At 44.2% G+C, this 17,680-nt stretch carries 18 protein-coding genes; 3 read left to right on the forward strand and 15 right to left on the reverse strand.

All coding sequences use genetic code 11. From position 1 onward, the window contains the following. Positions 1-60: 60 nt before the first annotated feature. From LA303_RS09430 to LA303_RS09455, 6 genes are all read right to left on the reverse strand, one after another. A complete protein-coding gene (locus LA303_RS09430) occupies positions 61-1,707 on the reverse strand; it encodes an AMP-binding protein (protein WP_240527131.1) in 1,647 nt (548 codons plus the stop codon). 498 nt (positions 1,708-2,205) lie between these two features. Then, entirely contained in the window at positions 2,206-3,234 is a 1,029-nt protein-coding gene (locus LA303_RS09435) for an ABC transporter ATP-binding protein (RefSeq protein ID WP_240525026.1), read from the reverse strand. After that, on the reverse strand, positions 3,235-4,266 hold the full coding sequence (locus LA303_RS09440) for a FecCD family ABC transporter permease (protein ID WP_240525027.1): 1,032 nt from the start codon (positions 4,264-4,266) through the stop codon (positions 3,235-3,237). Positions 4,267-4,419: 153 nt separating this feature from the next. Further along, positions 4,420-5,619 (reverse strand): ADP-forming succinate--CoA ligase subunit beta, encoded by a 1,200-nt coding sequence (sucC, locus tag LA303_RS09445; RefSeq protein ID WP_240525028.1) that lies wholly within the window; start codon positions 5,617-5,619, stop codon positions 4,420-4,422. A gap of 20 nt (positions 5,620-5,639) precedes the next feature. After that, entirely contained in the window at positions 5,640-6,071 is a 432-nt protein-coding gene (locus LA303_RS09450; RefSeq protein WP_240525029.1) for a hypothetical protein, read from the reverse strand. A 337-nt stretch (positions 6,072-6,408) separates the two neighbouring features. Beyond that, a complete protein-coding gene (locus LA303_RS09455; protein ID WP_240525031.1) occupies positions 6,409-6,552 on the reverse strand; it encodes a hypothetical protein in 144 nt (47 codons plus the stop codon). A gap of 3 nt (positions 6,553-6,555) precedes the next feature. Between LA303_RS09455 and LA303_RS09460 the strand changes: the two genes are divergently transcribed. The 3 genes from LA303_RS09460 to LA303_RS13600 all read left to right on the forward strand — a co-directional run bounded on the left by LA303_RS09460 (position 6,556) and on the right by LA303_RS13600 (position 9,055). Next, the gene (locus LA303_RS09460) at positions 6,556-7,362 is read left to right on the forward strand and encodes a 3'-5' exonuclease (RefSeq protein ID WP_240525033.1); all 807 of its coding nucleotides are present in this window, start codon (positions 6,556-6,558) and stop codon (positions 7,360-7,362) included. Between the two features lie 100 nt (positions 7,363-7,462). Next, complete coding sequence (locus LA303_RS09465; RefSeq protein WP_240525034.1) at positions 7,463-8,074, forward strand: fumarylacetoacetate hydrolase family protein; 612 nt, start codon at positions 7,463-7,465, stop codon at positions 8,072-8,074. Between the two features lie 423 nt (positions 8,075-8,497). Beyond that, positions 8,498-9,055, forward strand: a complete 558-nt coding sequence (locus LA303_RS13600) for a CPBP family intramembrane glutamic endopeptidase (RefSeq protein WP_394371583.1) — start codon at positions 8,498-8,500, stop codon at positions 9,053-9,055. A 27-nt stretch (positions 9,056-9,082) separates the two neighbouring features. Here the strand turns inward: LA303_RS13600 and LA303_RS09470 are convergent, their stop codons facing one another. From LA303_RS09470 to LA303_RS09510, 9 genes are all read right to left on the reverse strand, one after another. Beyond that, entirely contained in the window at positions 9,083-9,856 is a 774-nt protein-coding gene (locus tag LA303_RS09470; protein ID WP_240525035.1) for an acyl-CoA dehydratase activase, read from the reverse strand. Further along, a complete protein-coding gene (locus LA303_RS09475; protein ID WP_240525037.1) occupies positions 9,853-11,073 on the reverse strand; it encodes a 2-hydroxyacyl-CoA dehydratase subunit D in 1,221 nt (406 codons plus the stop codon). The genes LA303_RS09470 and LA303_RS09475 overlap by 4 nt, the downstream gene beginning before the upstream one ends. 96 nt (positions 11,074-11,169) lie before the next feature. After that, positions 11,170-12,288, reverse strand: a complete 1,119-nt coding sequence (locus LA303_RS09480) for a 2-hydroxyacyl-CoA dehydratase subunit D (RefSeq protein WP_240525038.1) — start codon at positions 12,286-12,288, stop codon at positions 11,170-11,172. Then, the gene (locus LA303_RS09485; protein WP_240525039.1) at positions 12,266-13,960 is read right to left on the reverse strand and encodes an AMP-binding protein; all 1,695 of its coding nucleotides are present in this window, start codon (positions 13,958-13,960) and stop codon (positions 12,266-12,268) included. The genes LA303_RS09480 and LA303_RS09485 overlap by 23 nt, the downstream gene beginning before the upstream one ends. Before the next feature lie 128 nt (positions 13,961-14,088). Then, positions 14,089-14,679, reverse strand: coding sequence for a TetR/AcrR family transcriptional regulator (locus LA303_RS09490; RefSeq protein WP_240525040.1), 591 nt, complete (start codon positions 14,677-14,679; stop codon positions 14,089-14,091). Positions 14,680-14,813: 134 nt separating this feature from the next. Further along, entirely contained in the window at positions 14,814-15,389 is a 576-nt protein-coding gene (gene rsxA / locus LA303_RS09495) for an electron transport complex subunit RsxA (protein WP_240525042.1), read from the reverse strand. 11 nt (positions 15,390-15,400) lie between these two features. Next, a complete protein-coding gene (rsxE, locus tag LA303_RS09500; RefSeq protein ID WP_240525043.1) occupies positions 15,401-15,988 on the reverse strand; it encodes an electron transport complex subunit RsxE in 588 nt (195 codons plus the stop codon). A 47-nt stretch (positions 15,989-16,035) separates the two neighbouring features. Beyond that, positions 16,036-16,620, reverse strand: a complete 585-nt coding sequence (locus LA303_RS09505) for an RnfABCDGE type electron transport complex subunit G (protein WP_240525044.1) — start codon at positions 16,618-16,620, stop codon at positions 16,036-16,038. A 32-nt stretch (positions 16,621-16,652) separates the two neighbouring features. Continuing rightward, complete coding sequence (locus LA303_RS09510) at positions 16,653-17,657, reverse strand: RnfABCDGE type electron transport complex subunit D (protein WP_240525045.1); 1,005 nt, start codon at positions 17,655-17,657, stop codon at positions 16,653-16,655. Positions 17,658-17,680 lie beyond the last annotated feature (23 nt).

Raw genomic sequence — 17,680 nt, forward strand, 5'->3', positions numbered from 1 at the left:
CAAAATAATTGTTTGCTGTTCAACACAACAACAAAAACCAACAAAAGTTTAGGTAAAAAACTATTGATATAAAAACCGTTTAATACTCTGCTTCGGTGTTTTTTCGAAAGGCTCTGAATGGACCACAATCCGCGAAATCGCCATATAAGCCGGAAATTCCTTGTTCATTTCTTTACGGTATGCTTCCAGTTTTTCTTCCAGTTCCTGGTGTGTCAGCCCCATACTTTTTACGGCCTCTTCATCCGGATAAATCAAGGCGATTAATTTTCCGTCACGCTGAATCACTACCGACTCGGCCACACAAGCCCGGTTGTTCAGCACCGATTCGATTTCTTCAGGATAAATATTTTGTCCGGACGGACCGAGGATCATGCTCTTACTCCGCCCTTTGATAAAAATAAAACCGTCTTTATCCATCAGGCCCAAATCGCCCGAATGCAGCCACCCCTCTTCGTCCAATACCATTTTGGTGGCTTCTTCATTCCGATAATATCCCACCATTACGTTTTCGCCCCGCATCAGGATCTCTCCCACTTCATTTTCCGGGTCGTTGGAGTCAATTCGTACTTCAAGGGTATCCACCGGCCGGCCACAGGAACCGATTTTGGCTTCTTTTGCCGGAGCATAAGCTATCAACGGACCACATTCTGTCATTCCGTATCCTACCGTAATCGGAAATCCGATGGTCCGGAAAAAAGTTTCTATTTCATGGCTCAAAGCTGCACCACCTACTACCACTTCCACAAAATTCCCACCGAAACCTTCTTTTACTCCGGCCAGTACTTTCTTGTAAATCAATTTATTCAATAATGGCGTTTTCAGCATCCAGTTTACCGGCGATTTTCTGATTACCGGTAAAATTTTCTTCTTATAAATTTTTTCGATCACCAGCGGCACCGATAAAATCAGCCGCGGACGAATCTCCTGAAATGCTTTGGTAATAATCTGCGGGCTGGGTGTTTTTGTCAGAAAAGTAATATGACATCCCAGCGAAAAAGGAAACAAAAACTCAAAAGCCAATCCATACGCATGGGCCAACGGCAAAAAAGAAACGATCTTATCCCCCGGTTTCAGCGGCATGTGGGCTCTGGCAAAACGCACATTAGCCGCCAGGCTGTTGTGTAACAGCATCACCCCTTTGGAAAAGCCGGTAGTTCCGGAGGTATAACTGATTTCTCCCAGTTGGTCGTTACCGGTTTCCGGTAAATGAAATTTCGTCCCATCCAAACCTTCCGGGAATTTTTCCTGCATAAAACCATTTAATGAATGGATTACTTCATCCAGGTGTTCTGTCCGCGAAAAAAGCGGCATCAGTTCTTCCAGCCCGATAACATATTTTAGTTCTGTCATCTGCCCTGCATCCAGCGTACTCCAAATGGAAGAAGCTGAAAACAAAACTTTCGACTCCGAATGGGTTACAATATAATGTACATCCTTAGGCAAAAAGTCGGGTAAGATAGGAACGATCACAGCGCCATAAGTAATCACCGAGAGATAAGCCACCGCCCAATGGGCCGAATTTTTCCCGATCAGGGCAATTTTATCCCCTCTTTTCAGGCCGGTTTTCTCAAAAATAAGATGAAATTTTTGGATGGACTCTCCTACATCTTTAAACGTCAGTGTTTTCCCGTTGTAATCAGAAACCGATGGCTTTTCCCAGTTCTCTTTGATAGCCGTTTCAAAATACTTCACAAGATTTTCATCGATCATAGTATCATGGTTTTTGTTTCGGGCTTAAAGATAATAAAAGATAGCAAACCGTACCCTTTTCTTGCCGAAAGCATTCTGTTGCACAAATTCTCGTTCTACACATTGGGAATATAAAAACACGGGGATTTTTACCTGAATCAACTTTCACCAACTTGATAATCCATTAAAAATAGCAACCATTGATATTCCATGTCCCATTCATTTATTCCGATATTGCAGTAGACACCTTGTTTTTTAATGATATTCATTGATTCCGGCAGAATTACTTTTTTACTTGAATTGAAAAAGAATTTTTAAAGTGTTTTCTGTTCCTTTCTTGTCCTCGTCAAGAAAGCCCGCCTGACCATTATCGAGCAGGCCCGCCGTTTCGGTAAGCCTGCCCGCAGTTTATACATCATTCAATCTTTAGCCTTTAAGAAAAATAAACCTACAGAAGTTAAATACCTGGCAAACGATGAACAGACACAAAATAATTCTTGTACAAACAGGGGAAATTTAATTTTCCATTTCTTCTTCAAGCTGATTTAAAAGGCCGCTAATACGCTGGCATTCTCCCTTTTTTTCCTCATTCCGGTACAACCGGAAACGTCCATCATGCCAATCAACTTTCCAACACAATCCGGACATATCAGCTTTTGTTTCACAGGCATATCCCTTTCGCTCCAATGCCCTTTTCAACCATTGCATTTCGACAGAATCTGTTTTTTCCAAAACAACCCGGCGACCGGTTTCTTGTTTTTGCCGAACTTTTACAAAACGTCCTTTGGATTTATCAAACACCAAAGCCGTCCGTTTTAAATAATGCTCCACCTGGCCATCTAAAACAAGATCTTCCGGAATTCCGGTCAACAGCGGTTTTTCGCGGTGCAAAAGCCAAAGACAGTCGGTATACTGCAAAGCGGTTTCCATATCATGAGTCGTCAGCAAGACTGCTTTTTTTTCTTCGTGCGCCAACGCAAGCAACAGTTCCATAATTTCGATCCGGCCGGGAGAATCGATAAAAGCCACCGGCTCATCCAGCAACAAAAAAGGCGTATCCTGTACCAGCGCACGGGCAATTAATACCTTTTGTTTCTCCCCATCGCTCAGTTCATGAAACAGTTTTTCCTTAAACTGCACAATTCCTAACTTCTCCATGGCCCGCGTAATCTGCATCCGGTCCGATGGCGACAGTTTTCCCCAAAAAGATAAATACGGAAATCTTCCGGTCCGTATCACATCAAAAACAGTAAGATAAGGCTCAGAAAAACGGTCAGTCAGCACCACAGCAATCAAACGGGACAATTTTTTAAAATCACGGAAATCCACCGGAGTTTCGTTGATCAGAATTTCTCCCGACAACGGTTTTTGAAATCCGGCCAATGTACGTAACAACGTGGACTTACCGGCTCCATTGGCTCCCAGGATGCCAATGAGCTGCCCGCTTTTTAATTGTGCATTCATCTCCTGTTGCAGGATGAGCGGTTTTCTGCTGGCAGGCGAATACCCCGTAGTCAGATGGCTGATTTGTAATCTGTTTTCCATCTAGTCCGTTTTTAAATGCCTGTTTTTCATAATTACCGCAATAATGACCGGAGCTCCCACCAACGAAGTAACCGCATTGATGGGCAATGAAACATCATATCCGGGGAGCTTGGCCACCAGGTTACAAAACAAGGCTAACACAGCTCCTGATAAAACCGTAGCCGGAAGCAACACTTCATGACGCGATGTTTTAAAAAGACTCCGTGCAAGATGAGGCACCGCCAGCCCCAAAAAAGCAATCGGACCGGTAAAAGCCGTTCCCGCTGCAATAAATAATCCGGTGAGCAATATCAATCGCTTTTGAATACGGACAGGGTGAAAACCAATACTTTGCGCATAGCGTTCTCCCAACAGCAATGCATTGAGCGGTTGAACATAAAAAAGTAAAATCACCATTCCGGCAAAAGCCATCTCCAATAACCGGAACGATTGGATTACCGTAGTTTTCGAAAAGCTTCCCAATCCCCACAACACATAGGCATGTAAATCTTCCGAACCACTAAAAAACTGCAACACACTCACCACAGCCGAAACCACATAACCTAACATGATTCCGATAATCAACACGGTAACCACATTTGAAACACGCGACGAGACAAACAGGATCAGGGCCAAAACACCCAATGCACCTAAAAAAGCCGCAACGACTATTCCAAAGTCACTGGCAGCAGCCGGAAGTTGCCACCCGAAAACACTTCCGGATAACAATACCAATGCCACTCCCAAACTGGCTCCTGAGCTGATTCCCAAAACCGATGGTCCGGCCAAAGGATTCCTGAAAAGCGTCTGCAGAACCAGCCCGGACATACTCAATAAAATTCCGGTAGCCACTGCCGTAACCGCTTGCGGAAGACGATAGTCATGAACAATAACCCAAGCCGTATTTCCGGATGATGACAGTCCAAACAAAGCCCGCAGCACCTGTTTCCAGGGAAGCATCACCGATCCCATCCCCAGATTGGCTACAAAAAGTAAAGCCAGTAACACCACCAGCCCCACAAACCACACTTTATTTCGACTATTGTGTTGCATTTGTTTTCGACAATAAAAATAAACCTTTTTAAAAGAATCCTGTCTTACTGAAAACAAAAAAAAAGGCTGTCCCCCTCCATCGGACAGCCTTGTTCTTGTGCCCGCTAAAATTCCCGGACACGAAAAAAATTAAAATAAATTCAAAATCAATGTTTATGCCTGCTCTTTCACCACTTTGCTTACCAGCTCAGCAGCTTCCTGCAGTTTAATGGCCGAAAGTACTTTCAAGCCCGATTTGTCAATCAGCTCTTTACCTTCTTCGGCATTGGTACCCTGCAAACGTACAATAATCGGCACTTTAATATCGCCGATGCTGTGATAAGCATCCACAATACCCTGAGCCACACGGTCGCAACGTACAATACCGCCGAAAATGTTTACCAAGATCGCTTTTACGCTCGGGTCTTTCAAAATAATACGGAAAGCCGCTTCCACCCGTTTGGCATCGGCTGTACCGCCCACATCGAGGAAGTTGGCCGGTTCACCGCCCGACATTTTAATCATATCCATGGTAGCCATGGCCAGTCCGGCGCCGTTCACCATACAGCCCACATTTCCGTCCAGTTTCACAAAGTTCAGGTCATATTTTCCGGCTTCCACTTCCGTCGGATCTTCTTCCTGAATATCACGCATGTCGGCAATATCTTTATGACGGAACAAAGCGTTGTTGTCCACCACTACTTTCGAGTCAGCAGCAAAAATCTTTCCGTCGGCAGCTTTAATCACCGGGTTAATTTCAAACAGGCTGGCATCAATACTTTCGTAAGCCTTGTACAAAGCCGATACAAATTTTACCATCTCTTTAAAAGCCACACCACTCAGGCCAAGATTAAAAGCAATCCGGCGTGCCTGAAAGCCCTGCAAACCTACTTTCGGATCAATAATTTCGTGATAAATTTCATCCGGCGTCTCTTCAGCCACCTGCTCAATGTTCATTCCGCCGCGGGGCGAGTACATCACCATGTTACGACCCTGGTCGCGGTTCAGCAAAATACTCATGTAATATTCTTCCACCTTTTCCGGACCGGGATAGTAAATATTTTGTTCGATCAGCACCCGTCTCACCAGTTTTCCCTCTTTTTTGGTCTGAGGAGTTACCAGGCGCATTCCGATAATCTGATCGGCATATTTTTTAACTTCGTCAAGACTTTTGGCAATTTTCACTCCGCCGCCTTTTCCGCGGCCACCGGCGTGTACCTGTGCTTTTACCGCCCACTTGTCCGAGCCGGTTAATTTCTGAATCTCTTTGGCAGCCTTCACCGCCTCTTCGGGTGAGTTGGCCACAATGCCTGTGGGAACCGATACCCCGTAACCTTTTAAAATGGATTTCCCTTGATATTCGTGTAAGTTCATACGATTTAACTTTTATAGATTCATGAATGAAGTCCCAAAAGTAGGATTTTTATGTTTTCGTTATTAAAAAACAGCCCACAAATATCCGGCATAACCAAATATTTAGAACCATTTTGAAAAAGAATTGGCTTTTCCCGATACAATTTTTCAGGGCGGGCCTGCCCGAACAATCCTATTGGGCGGGTTTCCCCGAATTTTTTACAAGGGCGGGCAAACGCACAGGCTTTCACGGGCTGGTTGCTCATAGTCCTCGTTCCGGTGCCGCAGCGGCTAAACGCCGGCGGGGGCTTTGCTTGTCGCCCCGCCTCCGCAAGCCTTTCGTCGGCACCGGCCCTGCGGGCTATCCGCACCATCCCTGCCGCAGACAGAAATCTTAAAGGCAAGCACCAAAAAACAAAAAAGCAAATGACAAAAAAATCCCAAAAGCCAACTTCTTTTGTCCTTCTGAGCATAGCGAAGAATCTATTTTAACACTGCCCGTCTTTTGAGATCCTTCACTTCGCTTCGCTCCGTTCAGGATGGCAGTAAAATAGTAATAAAACATTGAAAATCAATCACTCATCGTTCTGCATTTATCATTCATTCTTCCCAATCACCAGTGACCAATGACCAAAATTTGAAATCCCAAAAAGCAATACGCAAAAAAAAAATCACAAACGTTCAAACGCAAAACGCAGGACCCTAAACCACTTAAAATCAACTAATCGCCAATGACTAATGACCAGGTTTAAAATCGCAAAAAAATCACAAATTTCAAAAATCAACCGGTTCATCACTATCACTCTACATTCATCGTTCATCCATCTCCCCATCTCCCCATCGCACATCGAAAATTCTCCATCCTCCCATCCCCACATCATCCACCCAAACATCCTCCCATCCTACATCAAAAAACCGTAGCTTTGCCCCTGAATTTACAATGTTAACAAACATCCCATGGAATTAAACCTGAAACGCCCCCTTGCCTTTTTCGATATCGAAAGCACCGGACTCAATGTATCCAAAGACCGCATCATTGAGCTTTGCATTATCAAAGTCAACCCCAACGGCACCACCGAAACCAAAACCTGGCTGCTCAATCCCGATTATCCCATTTCGGAAGAAGCCCAAAAAGTTCACGGCATTTCAGCCGAAGATGTCAAAGACAAACCTACGTTCAAACAGGTAGCGAAAGATATTCACCGTTTTCTTGCCAACTGCGACCTTGCCGGCTACAACTCCAACCGGTTCGATATTCCCATGCTGGTGGAAGAGTTTTTGCGCGCCGGCGTGGACTTCGAAGTGGAAAACCGCCGTTTCATTGACGTACAAAACATTTTTATGAAAATGGAACCCCGCACCCTGAAAGCCGCCTACCGCTTTTACCTGCAAAAGGAACTCGAAAACGCCCATTCGGCCACCGCCGACGTACAGGCTACTTACGAAATTCTGAAAGCCCAGCTCGACCGTTACGCCGACACAACTTACACCGACAAAGAAGGAGAAACCGATACCCCGGTAAAAAACGATGTGGATGCCCTCGCCCGGTTCTCAACCCACCACCGCAATGCTGATATGATGGGACAAATCATCTACAACGAAAAAGGCGAAGAAGTTTTTAATTTTGGCAAACACAAAGGCAAAACCGTGGAAGAAGTCTTCCGCAAAGAACCGTCATACTACGACTGGATGCAAAAAGCCGACTTCCCGCTCTATACCAAAAAACTGCTCACCAAAATCAAACTGCGCATGCTCGGAAAATAATTTTATACAAATTCGTCTGCGTTTACAGCGGATGAATAAAGTTGCAACAGATGAGTAAACAACGAAAAAAGGAAATAAGAAACAATAAAATTATAATCCCATGAAAATCATTTGTATCGGACGTAATTACCGCGAACATGCCAAAGAACTGAACAATCCCGTGCCGGAAAAACCGGTCTTTTTTATGAAACCCGACACGGCACTGTTGCAAAAAAACAACCCGTTTTTTTACCCTGATTTTTCAAACGAAGTACATTACGAAACCGAAATCGTACTAAAAATCAACCGCAACGGCAAGCATATCGAAGAACGTTTCGCCCATAAATATTTTGACGAAATCGGCATCGGCATCGACTTCACCGCCCGCGACCTACAAGCCGAACAAAAGAAAAAAGGCCTTCCGTGGGAAATCGCCAAAGCTTTCGACGGCGCAGCGCCCGTCGGGAAATTTGTAAGCACCAGTCGTTATCCCGACATCCACAACCTGCATTTTTCGCTGAAAATCAACGGCGAACTGCGGCAATCAGGTACCACTACCGACATGATGTTCAGCTTCGAAAAAATCATTGCTTACGTGTCGCAGTTCATTTCGCTGAAAATGGGCGATTTGATTTTCACCGGAACCCCTTCAGGCGTCGGCCCAACGAAAATCGGCGATCATTTTGAAGCTTTTATCGAAGACGAAAAGCTGCTGGAGTTTAATGTGAAATAAAGTACTGTTCTATTTTAGATTATATTCTTGTAATATTTCCAACAGGCGCCCATTATTAATTTTTATTTTAGCCTTTTTAGTACTAAAGAACAGCAAGTAATAATCATGAAAAAAAGGACAGATTCTGGTATCCCAGTGGGAGGACGAATAGTTCTCATTATTTTTACTTACATTTTAATAACTGGGATAGCCCAGTATATTGGCGCCATAGTTGCCGGAATTCCTTCTCCGACAAAAAAAATAATTGAGAACCTGTCACTCCGGCAAATTCTCATTTTACAGCTGTTTACTTTTTTCTCAACCATTTTGGTGGTATTTTTTTTCAGAAAATATGTTGACGGAAAATCTATCATGTCCATTGGGCTTTCACTCAGAAACAGAGCCAGCGATCTACTTTCCGGTTTTTTTATTGCATTATTTATTATGGGAGGTGGATTCCTTATCCTGTATTTTGGAAAATATATTCAGATCTTAAATGTTCAATTACACTTTTCAAAGATTCTTTTAAATTTTTTCATCCTCTTTCTTGCTGCATTTGAAGAAGAAATTTTTATACGGGGCTACATTCTGAACAACTTAATGGACTTGACAAACAAATATATTGCGTTGATCATAAGTTCCATAATTTTTTCACTCTTTCATATCCTGAATTTTGATATTTCATGGTTCTCCCTAATAAACCTGTTTCTTGCCGGAATTTTATTTGGTATTATCTACCTGTTTACCAAAAACCTTTGGCTTCCGATAAGCCTGCACCTGTTTTGGAACTTTTTTCAGGGACCCGTATTCGGATTTTCTGTAAGCGGTCAGAAATTCCCACCTGTCTTTACTATCAATGAACTGGGAAGCTCTTTTATCAACGGAGGTAAATTTGGTTTTGAAGGTTCCGTATTATGTACTATTGCTCTGATTCTTACCATATTATTGGCTTTTCTGTTTTATAAAAACAGATTCAAAATCAATATCCCGATACGGCAATAACAACCATGGTTACTTTTCTCTTCCTCTTTATTCTTCATTTCCCTGTCCCAGCAAAGCCGCCCCCAATGCTCCGCTGTACTGTGAAAAGGGTGTGGTTTCAATTTTGGTATCCAGTATCTTTTCCAGCGCATCCACCAGTCCCACATTCAGCGCCACGCCACCGCTCATAGCCACCGGCGGAACCATTCCCAGCCGTTTCACCATGGAAGCGATCCGCCGGGCAATGGACAAATGAATGCCCGAGGTGATGTCTTCGCGGTTTTCGCCTTTGGCTACCAGCGAAATGATTTCCGACTCGGCAAAAACCGTACACACGCTGCTGATTTTCGACGGGTTTTTCGACTGCAACGACAACAATCCGAACTCGTGAATTTCCGTTTCCATGGCACGGGCCATCACATCCAAAAAACGGCCGGTACCCGCAGCACACTTATCATTCATCACAAAATTGGCCACATTACCGTTTTTGTCCAGCACAATGACCTTGCTGTCCTGTCCGCCAATGTCAATAATGGTACGGATATGCGGCATCTGGTAATGAATACCTTTGCCATGACAGATAATTTCCGTAACCGCCCGGTCGGCAAAGTCGATGCTGTTACGACCGTAACCCGTGGAAACGATTTTACCGATATCTTCGCGTTTTATCCCGGCTTTCTGCAGCAACTCTTCCAGCAGTTTCTCCCCTGCCTTTTTTGAATTGTATCCTACTGGTATCAGGTGTTTTTCAACAATTTTACTACCGTCGTATAAAACGGCTTTGGCGGTTAACGAACCGATATCTATTCCCAATGAAATCACTTCTGTTTCTCCTTTTTTCGTTGTTTAATCACTTCCATAAATGCATCAATGCGGGCTTCAGCCTGACTTTCCGAAAACTTCCGTTCGTCGGTCATGTCAGCTTCAATCATCAAAACCGGGATATCCTCTTCCTGTAACAGGTTTTGAATATCGTACTGGCCAAAAGAATAAGGCTTGCAACTACGGTTAGAGTGCATTACCAATCCGTCCACATCGTACTGCCGGATAAACTTTTTGATGGTATCGGCCATCTGGTCCACGCCCACATTCAAATGAATCCGTGTGTAAGCCTCGCCCATGCTGCTCAAAAAATCATCTTCGTTCACGTAATCAATCACACCGCACCACGCCTGGGTATATGTGTCGGCTACCAGCGCCGCCTGATGTGAGGCAAATTTTTCGGACAGCCAGCGCATGCGGTACCAAATGGGCAAATTGTCCCACAGCAACCGGTATTTTTCGTTGTCCACTGCACCGATGTTCTGCCGGTTACGTTCTTCCAGTTCTTCCAGCAATTGCCGGTAATATTTCACCACCACCTTTTTCCCGCGCAGCGTAACAATCAGCGCCAAATGAAAAAAAGCATCGAAAGCCGTCATGGGACTGGGCTTATGTTCCGCCGTCTCCAGCACCTTCTTCCAGAGTTTCATAGCCTCAAGCGAAAGCTTACCCACTTTTTTCATCTTTTTGTAATTGAACTTTTTACCCGTGTGTTTTTCCAAAAACCGGATGTATTCCTTGGTTTGTTCGTTTACATATTCACGGGCTTCGTCGGTAAACTCAGTATGCACAAACGGCGTATCGTAAATAAAAAGCGGCACATTAAATTTGCGCGCCTGAATTTCGTACCACTTAAGCACCGTCCCGCAAATGTTATTACTGCAAATAAGCATGTCGGGAGCCGGTAATCCGCCTATGGGACTCTCTTTGGTAATGGATGACGTGATATCGTTTTTGGTATATGAACACACATCGGACGAATAGCCGAGGCCTTCGGCAAACTCCGACATTTTCCCGCCCATTTTGGAAGCCCCGATCATGGCGCCGTGGTTTTCGGGATATATCGGGATAATGTTCATGGCAATGAGTGGTTCTACCGGTCCGCCGCTGGTAATCCAGGCAATTTTCTTCCCGAGAAAACGGGCATATTTGGCTTCGATGTAATACCACTTCATGATATTTTTCATCCGCTTCGTCGCTTTCAGTCGTCCTGCCATGTTATATATTTTATATCAAATTTTTATTTTACACACTTTAAAAAACACTACATCAAAATCTCACATCCTACATCTAACATCTCACATCCTACATCCCTACAGTATTTCGAGCATGGTATCAATTCTTGTCCGCATCTGTTCGTCCACTTCGTTGTGACGATCCATCTCTACCAGCAAAAACGGAATTTCCATTTTTTCCAGTTCGGTTTTGATATCGGGATAATCAAATGAAAAAGGTTCACAGAATTTCAGCAACATGAACAAAATACCGTCAATATGGTGTTGTTTTATCAGCATCTTCAGGTTTTCCATCTGAAATTTTACGCCGAGATGCTTGGCCGGGCAGACATATCTTTCGGTAAACCGGCCGGCAATAGCCTGCACCGGTTCTGTATCTTCATCGGCCAGGCCTTCGAAATACCGTGAGCCGCTGCATAAGTCATCCCAAACCACTACTGCTCCTTTATTTTCAATCATTTCGTAAATATCCGGATGGCTGCAAACACTACCGGAGATCAGAATACGCTTGATCTTTTTTTCAGTAAACGATGTTTCAAGAACATCGATAAGTTCTGCCAGTCTGTTTGCCGCTTCCTGTTTATCCATTACCATACAGGCTTTTACCACTGCCGAAAGGTCGCTGCCGGAGAGGATTCCGGGTTTTTCGGATTGTAATTCGTACAAACGCTTCAACCGGCTGCGCATCCGGTTCATTAAAATGATGCTTTCTTTTAGTGCAGTTTCAGAAATCACTACGTCGAGTGTCTTTTCCAAATCTTTCCGAAACCTTTCGAGCACTTTTACAAAATAAGATTGGGCCAGCGGGGTATCTAGTTTTACCGGCAACAACACATCAAAATGCAGCGACGGGATATTCAGCCGCCAGATGTCCGACAGCCGCTGGATAGAATCGCAGGCATGCGGAAACACCACGCCATCCAGAAAGTCAAGCTTTCCCGAAAGACCGTCTTCGAGCATGCCGCGCACCATGGAACATCCATACGCCTGGATATGCGCATCGGCGCCCGACAGGCTCTCCGACTCACCAAAAATGCGAAAAGGATGCGCCCCGGCAGCTATGATAAACTCTTCGGGCGTAAAAGCACAGGTGGAACCGATCATTTTCTTACCGGTTTCCGTCTTCTGTTTTCGTAAATAATCGTAAGGATTTTCAGCTATCTCCCTGAACAGGTTAATGACCTTTTTGTTTTGCATATTCAATTTCTTCCAGTTTTCTAAAATCCACTTTTCCTATCTTGGTCAAAGGTAATTTTTCCATAAATTCGATTTCGCGCGGACAGCTCCATTTTATCAACCGTTTTCGCACAAAGGCGATGATCTCTTCTTCTTTTTCCCTGCCGGCCACTTCCGGATGATGCAACTCCACAAAAGCTTTGATACGGGTCATCTGATGCGCATCTTCCACGCCGATAACACAGGCAAATTTCACATCTTCGTGCTGACAAATCACATTTTCCACTTCCGAAGGATAGACATTCATTCCCGAAGATTTAATCATGCGTTTCAGGCGTTGTTTGAAATAGAAAAAGCCATCGGCATCACGGTAACCCAAATCGCCGGTATGCAACCATATTTCCCCGTCGTCATGTACTTTCAGTGTAGCAGCCGTTTCTTCCGGATTGTTCAGATAGCCTTTCATCACCGCCGGCCCGTGGATGACGATCTCTCCGATTTCGCCGTGAGGCATTTCCTGATAGCTCTCCGGATCCACAATTTTCACATCCATATCGGGGAACGGCAGTCCGATGGAACCTTCGCGGTACTCGTGTGCCGGCAGCGCCATGATAGCCGTCACCGCTTCGGTAAGTCCATAACCTTCAAGCAGCACCGATTTTCCGCCGTTTTTCCGAACAGTTTCGTCAAAGGCTTCTTTCAGGTTACGCGGCAACGTATCGGCACCGGAAAAAGACATTTTCAAGAAACTCAAATCGGAATTACGGAACGATTTCTCATCCAGCAGGGCTTTAAACAGCGTGGGTACACCAATGAGAAAAGTCGGCTTTTTCTTCTTAATCAACCGGGCTACATCTTTCACAGTAAATTTAGGAATCAGTACCGTTTTGGCGCCGGCCAACAAAGCGGCATTTACGCACACACTCAGCCCGAAGCCGTGAAAAATGGGCAAAATAGCCAGTATGGTATCCGATTCATCCAGTTTTCCCCAGGCAGCCACCATCATTCCTTCCGACACAATGTTTTTGTTGGTAAGCATGACGCCTTTGGGAACACCGGTTGTACCTCCACTGAACAAAATGACGGCAAGCGCATCACTCTCCATGTTCGCTGTAGACACAGGCTTTTCGCAGGCTGCTGCTGTTTTTTCCAACCACAGTGTCCATGTTTTATCTGTTTTCACCCTTTTCGGAAGAGTTATCAGACGATAAGCCAGTTTTTTAACCGGTGGCATATAATCGGAGATGTGCGTAACAAAAAGTTTTTCCAGTGGAACTTCATTTTTGATATGGGCTATTTTTTCATAAAAGATATCCAGTGTAAGCGCAAAACGGGATTGGCTCAGCGTGAGGTAATGTTTTAATTCTTCCTCTGTGGAAAGCGGATGGATAAAGGCAGCCACACCGCCCAGTTTATTCACGGCATAAAATGCCAGGATTCCCTGTGGTGACGTAGGCATAATAATGCTCATGGTATCGCCCCTGCGAAACCCGGCTTTATGAAACTGACAGGCCAACGCGTCAATTTGTTTCCCCAACTCGGTATAAGTGGCCGTTTTGTCTAAAAAATCGTAAGCTACGGCATGAGGATGTTCGTCAATACTTTTTTTCAGTAATTGGTAAAGCGATCCTTCGGGATAATGCAGGCTATGCGGCACATCACCGTAAAATCCAAACCAGTCTTTCTTCTCCATGTCAAATATTTTTGTTGTGAAAATTAAACAAATTCGGGAAACCCATCGCAATGCCCCCGCAAAAAAGAAAAAATAGGAAATAAAATTGTGGTATACGCTATCATTGAATACTTAACAAAAGGGAGGGATTATGCAACAAGCCCGTGAAACAATACATCCAATAACCGTTTCAATTTAGGAAGAAACGTTCGCACATCTCCCTCGGCAAAAAAAGGAATTTCAAGTGTCTTCATGGTCAGCGAGAGCGTAAGTGCCATCAGTTCTACTTCAGAATCCTGAATTCTGAATTCTTTACTTTTCACCCCCTGACGGATAATTTCTGCAATAAACTGACGTTCCAGCTCATCATACTGTTGACGGTATTTATCCACAAAACGGGCATTATGGATAAATTCCTGGCGCATGGTCTGGTATCTCCGGCCCAGTTTTTCAAATTCTTTCCAGCGGGTCAGGATATAATCTTCCAGTTTCTGGCGTGCAGTCCGGCGAGGATCTTGTACTATCTTCAAGAGTTTTTTCCGTAATATTTCTCCTTCGAGCTGCACAACTTCCTGAAAAGCTTCTTTTTTACTTTCGAAATAATAATACAAGGTACTTTTGGCTTTCCCGGTAGCTTGCGCAATATCATCCATGGTGGTTCCCGTATAACCCTTTGCCATAAAAGCCGTTGCCGCTGCTTTAATCAAGTCTTTCCTTACTTTTTCTTTTTTAGTGAGCATAGAAACCTCTTTTTAGCATCAGGCTAATATATAAAATTTTCAGTCATGCATGCACGCTGTCCTGCACTCTTTTCAGCGCAAAAGAGCAACGTCTTTTAGAAAAGCAAAAAGTATAAGGAAGAATTATACCGGTTTTATTTCACCATTCCGGTAAAGCCCATAAATGCCAGGGCTAAGATACCCGCAGTTACCAAAGCGATGGGAATACCGCGCATTCCTTTCGGAACTTCAATCAGGTCGAGATGCTCACGAATACCGGCAAAGATCACCAGCGCCATGGTATAACCTACCGCCGTAGCCATCGCAAACACCACGCCTTGCATCAGGTCAAAGTGTTTTTGTACCGTCAGGATCGCCACACCCAGTACCGCACAGTTTGTTGTAATCAAAGGAAGGAAAATTCCCAGAGCCTGATACAACGACGGGCTGATTTTTTTCAAAATGATCTCGACCATCTGAACCAAAGCCGCAATGACCAAAATAAAAACAATGGTTTGCATAAAAACCAATCCCATCGGCTCCAGGACATAGTATTGGAAAATCCATGTTACGATGGTTGCCAGTGTCATCACAAACAAAACAGCCCCTCCCATTCCTACGGAAGTGGAAATTTTTGTGGAAACACCAAGAAAAGGACATATTCCAAGAAACTGGGTCAGTACAATATTACTAACAAATATGGCAGATACAATGATTACAAAATAATCCATGGCTTATTTTTTTAAGCTGTTTTTTTATTCAAACGATTAATAACGGCAATGATATATCCGAGAGCAATAAAAGCGCCCGGTGCCAGAATAAAGACCAACATTCCGTCGCCTTTAATTAAATGAACACCAAAAATGGCTCCGCTTCCCAGCAATTCTCTGACACTTCCCAAAATGGTCAAAGCAAAAGCAAAACCCAATCCCATTCCGAGACCGTCCACCACCGACGACCACACTGTATTTTTCGATGCAAATGCTTCGGCACGTCCTAACACAATACAGTTCACAACGATCAACGGAATGAAAAGTCCGAGTTGTTCATACAAAGCCGGAGTATAGGCCTGCATGGTCAGCTCCACAATGGTTACAAAGGTGGCGATGATGACAATGAACGAAGGAATACGCACCTTGTCAGGAATAAAATTTTTCACCAGAGAAACCACAAAATTGGATCCAACCAATACAAAAGCAGTAGCCAGCCCCATTCCCAGGCCATTGATAGCCGAAGTGGTAGTCCCCAGCGTGGGGCACATTCCCAGCAACAGGACAAATACCGGATTTTCTTTAATAAATCCTTTGGTGAAATTTTGTATCTGATTCATATGAAATACTATTTCAACTATTTAAAAATCTTTTTCGTCGGGGAAACTCACTCCCATCTTCCTTTTTCTTTTTCAAATGTATCGTATGCGCGCTGTACCGCATCGCAAAAAGCTCTTGAACTAATGGTAGCCGCCGTAATGGCATCCACATCTCCCCCATCTTTTTTCACTTTCAGTTTAAAGGTTTTTGGATTTTTTCCTCTGAACTGATCCGGGAAATCCGACTTTGACTTTTCTAACTTTGTTCCCAAACCGGGTGTTTCTTTCAAACTTAAAATGGAGGTGTTGTAAATGGTACCATCCGGCAAAAAGCCCACCATGGCATCAATACGTCCGCCAAATCCTTTATCGGTATAAGTATTCACGGCCACGCCCACCAACTTTCCGTTTTTTGTCGCCACATTCATCAGCAACGAATCCTTTCCATCCGCATCAGGTACCTTTATTGCTTTCACCTGGTCAAAAGCGGGTAATACCGCTTTGATTGCTGCTTCTTGTTTTTTCTTTTGCGCCAGGGCAATCGGTGCTTTGGTCACCACATACACACTTCCCAACGCCAGGGCAGCTACAATCGCCACCACCGACAGGGTCAGCACCATATTTAAAAAACTCGATTCCCTTTTTGAAGCCATGGTTTTCTATTTATTATAATTTTTCTGATCAATTATTTTACAGTTGCTGCTTTTACTTTTCCAAAACGTCGCGGTTTAAATCCCCGGTTAATCAGAGGAACTACGGAATTCATCAGCAAAATGGCAAAAGAAACGCCTTCGGGATAAGCTCCCCACACACGAATCAGCATGGTAATCAATCCGATACCAAAACCAAAAAGCAATTGCCCGCCACGGGTCATGGGCGAAGTCACCATATCGGTAGCCATAAAAACAGCCCCAAGCATCACCCCACCGGTCAGCAAATTAAAAACCGGATCCATATAATGTTGCGGATTAATCAGCCACAAGATCCCCGAGAAAACAAAAACCGTGAGTAACATGGAAACCGGAATTTCCCAGGTAATAATTTTTTTCCACAGCATATAAATCCCGCCAAGGAGAATGGCAAGTGCCGAAACTTCCCCGAGAGAGCCTCCCATTTGCCCCATCAGCTGCTGGGCATACGAAGGAAGATGCGGAATAAGTTCGGAGAGCGTTTTACCGGCCCCCAGTCCTTCTTTAATGTATCCCAAAGGAGTCGGCCCGGTAACGGTGTCCACCAGGACTTTCGTTATCGGATGCGGTTTGGGCCAGGATGTCATTGCTACCGGAAAGGATACCAACAAGAAAACACGCGATACCAAAGCGGGATTAAAGATATTTTTTCCCAAGCCGCCAAAAGACATTTTACCAATCCCAATGGCCACCAGCGCACCAATAATTACCATCCACCAGGGTAAATTGGACGGGACATTAAAAGCCAGCAAGATACCGGTAACAACAGCCGATCCATCGGTGATGGTAAGCGGACCTTTTATCAGATATTTTTGTATCAGCCATTCAAAAAAGACGCTGAAAAACACTGATAAAACAATGACTTCCAAAGCACCCAATCCAAAATAGTAAACGGCTACCAACATGGCGGGCAGCAAAGCCACCACTACACCAAACATAATCTTCCGGGTGGAATTGTCGCTATGCAGATGCGGAGAACCGGAAATTGTCAACATATTCATTGTTATTCTTTTCCTTTTTGTTA

It is taken from the genome of Candidatus Sulfidibacterium hydrothermale (assembly GCF_020149915.1).
GTDB classification, from domain to species: Bacteria; Bacteroidota; Bacteroidia; order Bacteroidales; family F082; genus Sulfidibacterium; species Sulfidibacterium hydrothermale.

Bases quoted from the DNA above. Each gene is read 5' to 3' on its own strand.
- LA303_RS09510 (WP_240525045.1), bottom strand. From the start codon at position 17,657: ATGAATATGTTGACAATTTCCGGTTCTCCGCATCTGCATAGCGACAAT.
- LA303_RS13600 (WP_394371583.1), top strand. From the start codon at position 8,498: ATGGGAGGTGGATTCCTTATCCTGTATTTTGGAAAATATATTCAGATC.
- sucC (WP_240525028.1), bottom strand. From the start codon at position 5,619: ATGAACTTACACGAATATCAAGGGAAATCCATTTTAAAAGGTTACGGG.
- LA303_RS09475 (WP_240525037.1), bottom strand. From the start codon at position 11,073: ATGGCAGGACGACTGAAAGCGACGAAGCGGATGAAAAATATCATGAAG.
- LA303_RS09460 (WP_240525033.1), top strand. From the start codon at position 6,556: ATGGAATTAAACCTGAAACGCCCCCTTGCCTTTTTCGATATCGAAAGC.
- LA303_RS09450 (WP_240525029.1), bottom strand. From the start codon at position 6,071: ATGCTCAGAAGGACAAAAGAAGTTGGCTTTTGGGATTTTTTTGTCATT.
- LA303_RS09505 (WP_240525044.1), bottom strand. From the start codon at position 16,620: ATGGCTTCAAAAAGGGAATCGAGTTTTTTAAATATGGTGCTGACCCTG.
- LA303_RS09440 (WP_240525027.1), bottom strand. From the start codon at position 4,266: ATGCAACACAATAGTCGAAATAAAGTGTGGTTTGTGGGGCTGGTGGTG.
- LA303_RS09435 (WP_240525026.1), bottom strand. From the start codon at position 3,234: ATGGAAAACAGATTACAAATCAGCCATCTGACTACGGGGTATTCGCCT.
- LA303_RS09455 (WP_240525031.1), bottom strand. From the start codon at position 6,552: ATGTTTGTTAACATTGTAAATTCAGGGGCAAAGCTACGGTTTTTTGAT.
- rsxE (WP_240525043.1), bottom strand. From the start codon at position 15,988: ATGAATCAGATACAAAATTTCACCAAAGGATTTATTAAAGAAAATCCG.
- LA303_RS09480 (WP_240525038.1), bottom strand. From the start codon at position 12,288: ATGCAAAACAAAAAGGTCATTAACCTGTTCAGGGAGATAGCTGAAAAT.
- LA303_RS09465 (WP_240525034.1), top strand. From the start codon at position 7,463: ATGAAAATCATTTGTATCGGACGTAATTACCGCGAACATGCCAAAGAA.
- rsxA (WP_240525042.1), bottom strand. From the start codon at position 15,389: ATGGATTATTTTGTAATCATTGTATCTGCCATATTTGTTAGTAATATT.
- LA303_RS09485 (WP_240525039.1), bottom strand. From the start codon at position 13,960: ATGGAGAAGAAAGACTGGTTTGGATTTTACGGTGATGTGCCGCATAGC.
- LA303_RS09490 (WP_240525040.1), bottom strand. From the start codon at position 14,679: ATGCTCACTAAAAAAGAAAAAGTAAGGAAAGACTTGATTAAAGCAGCG.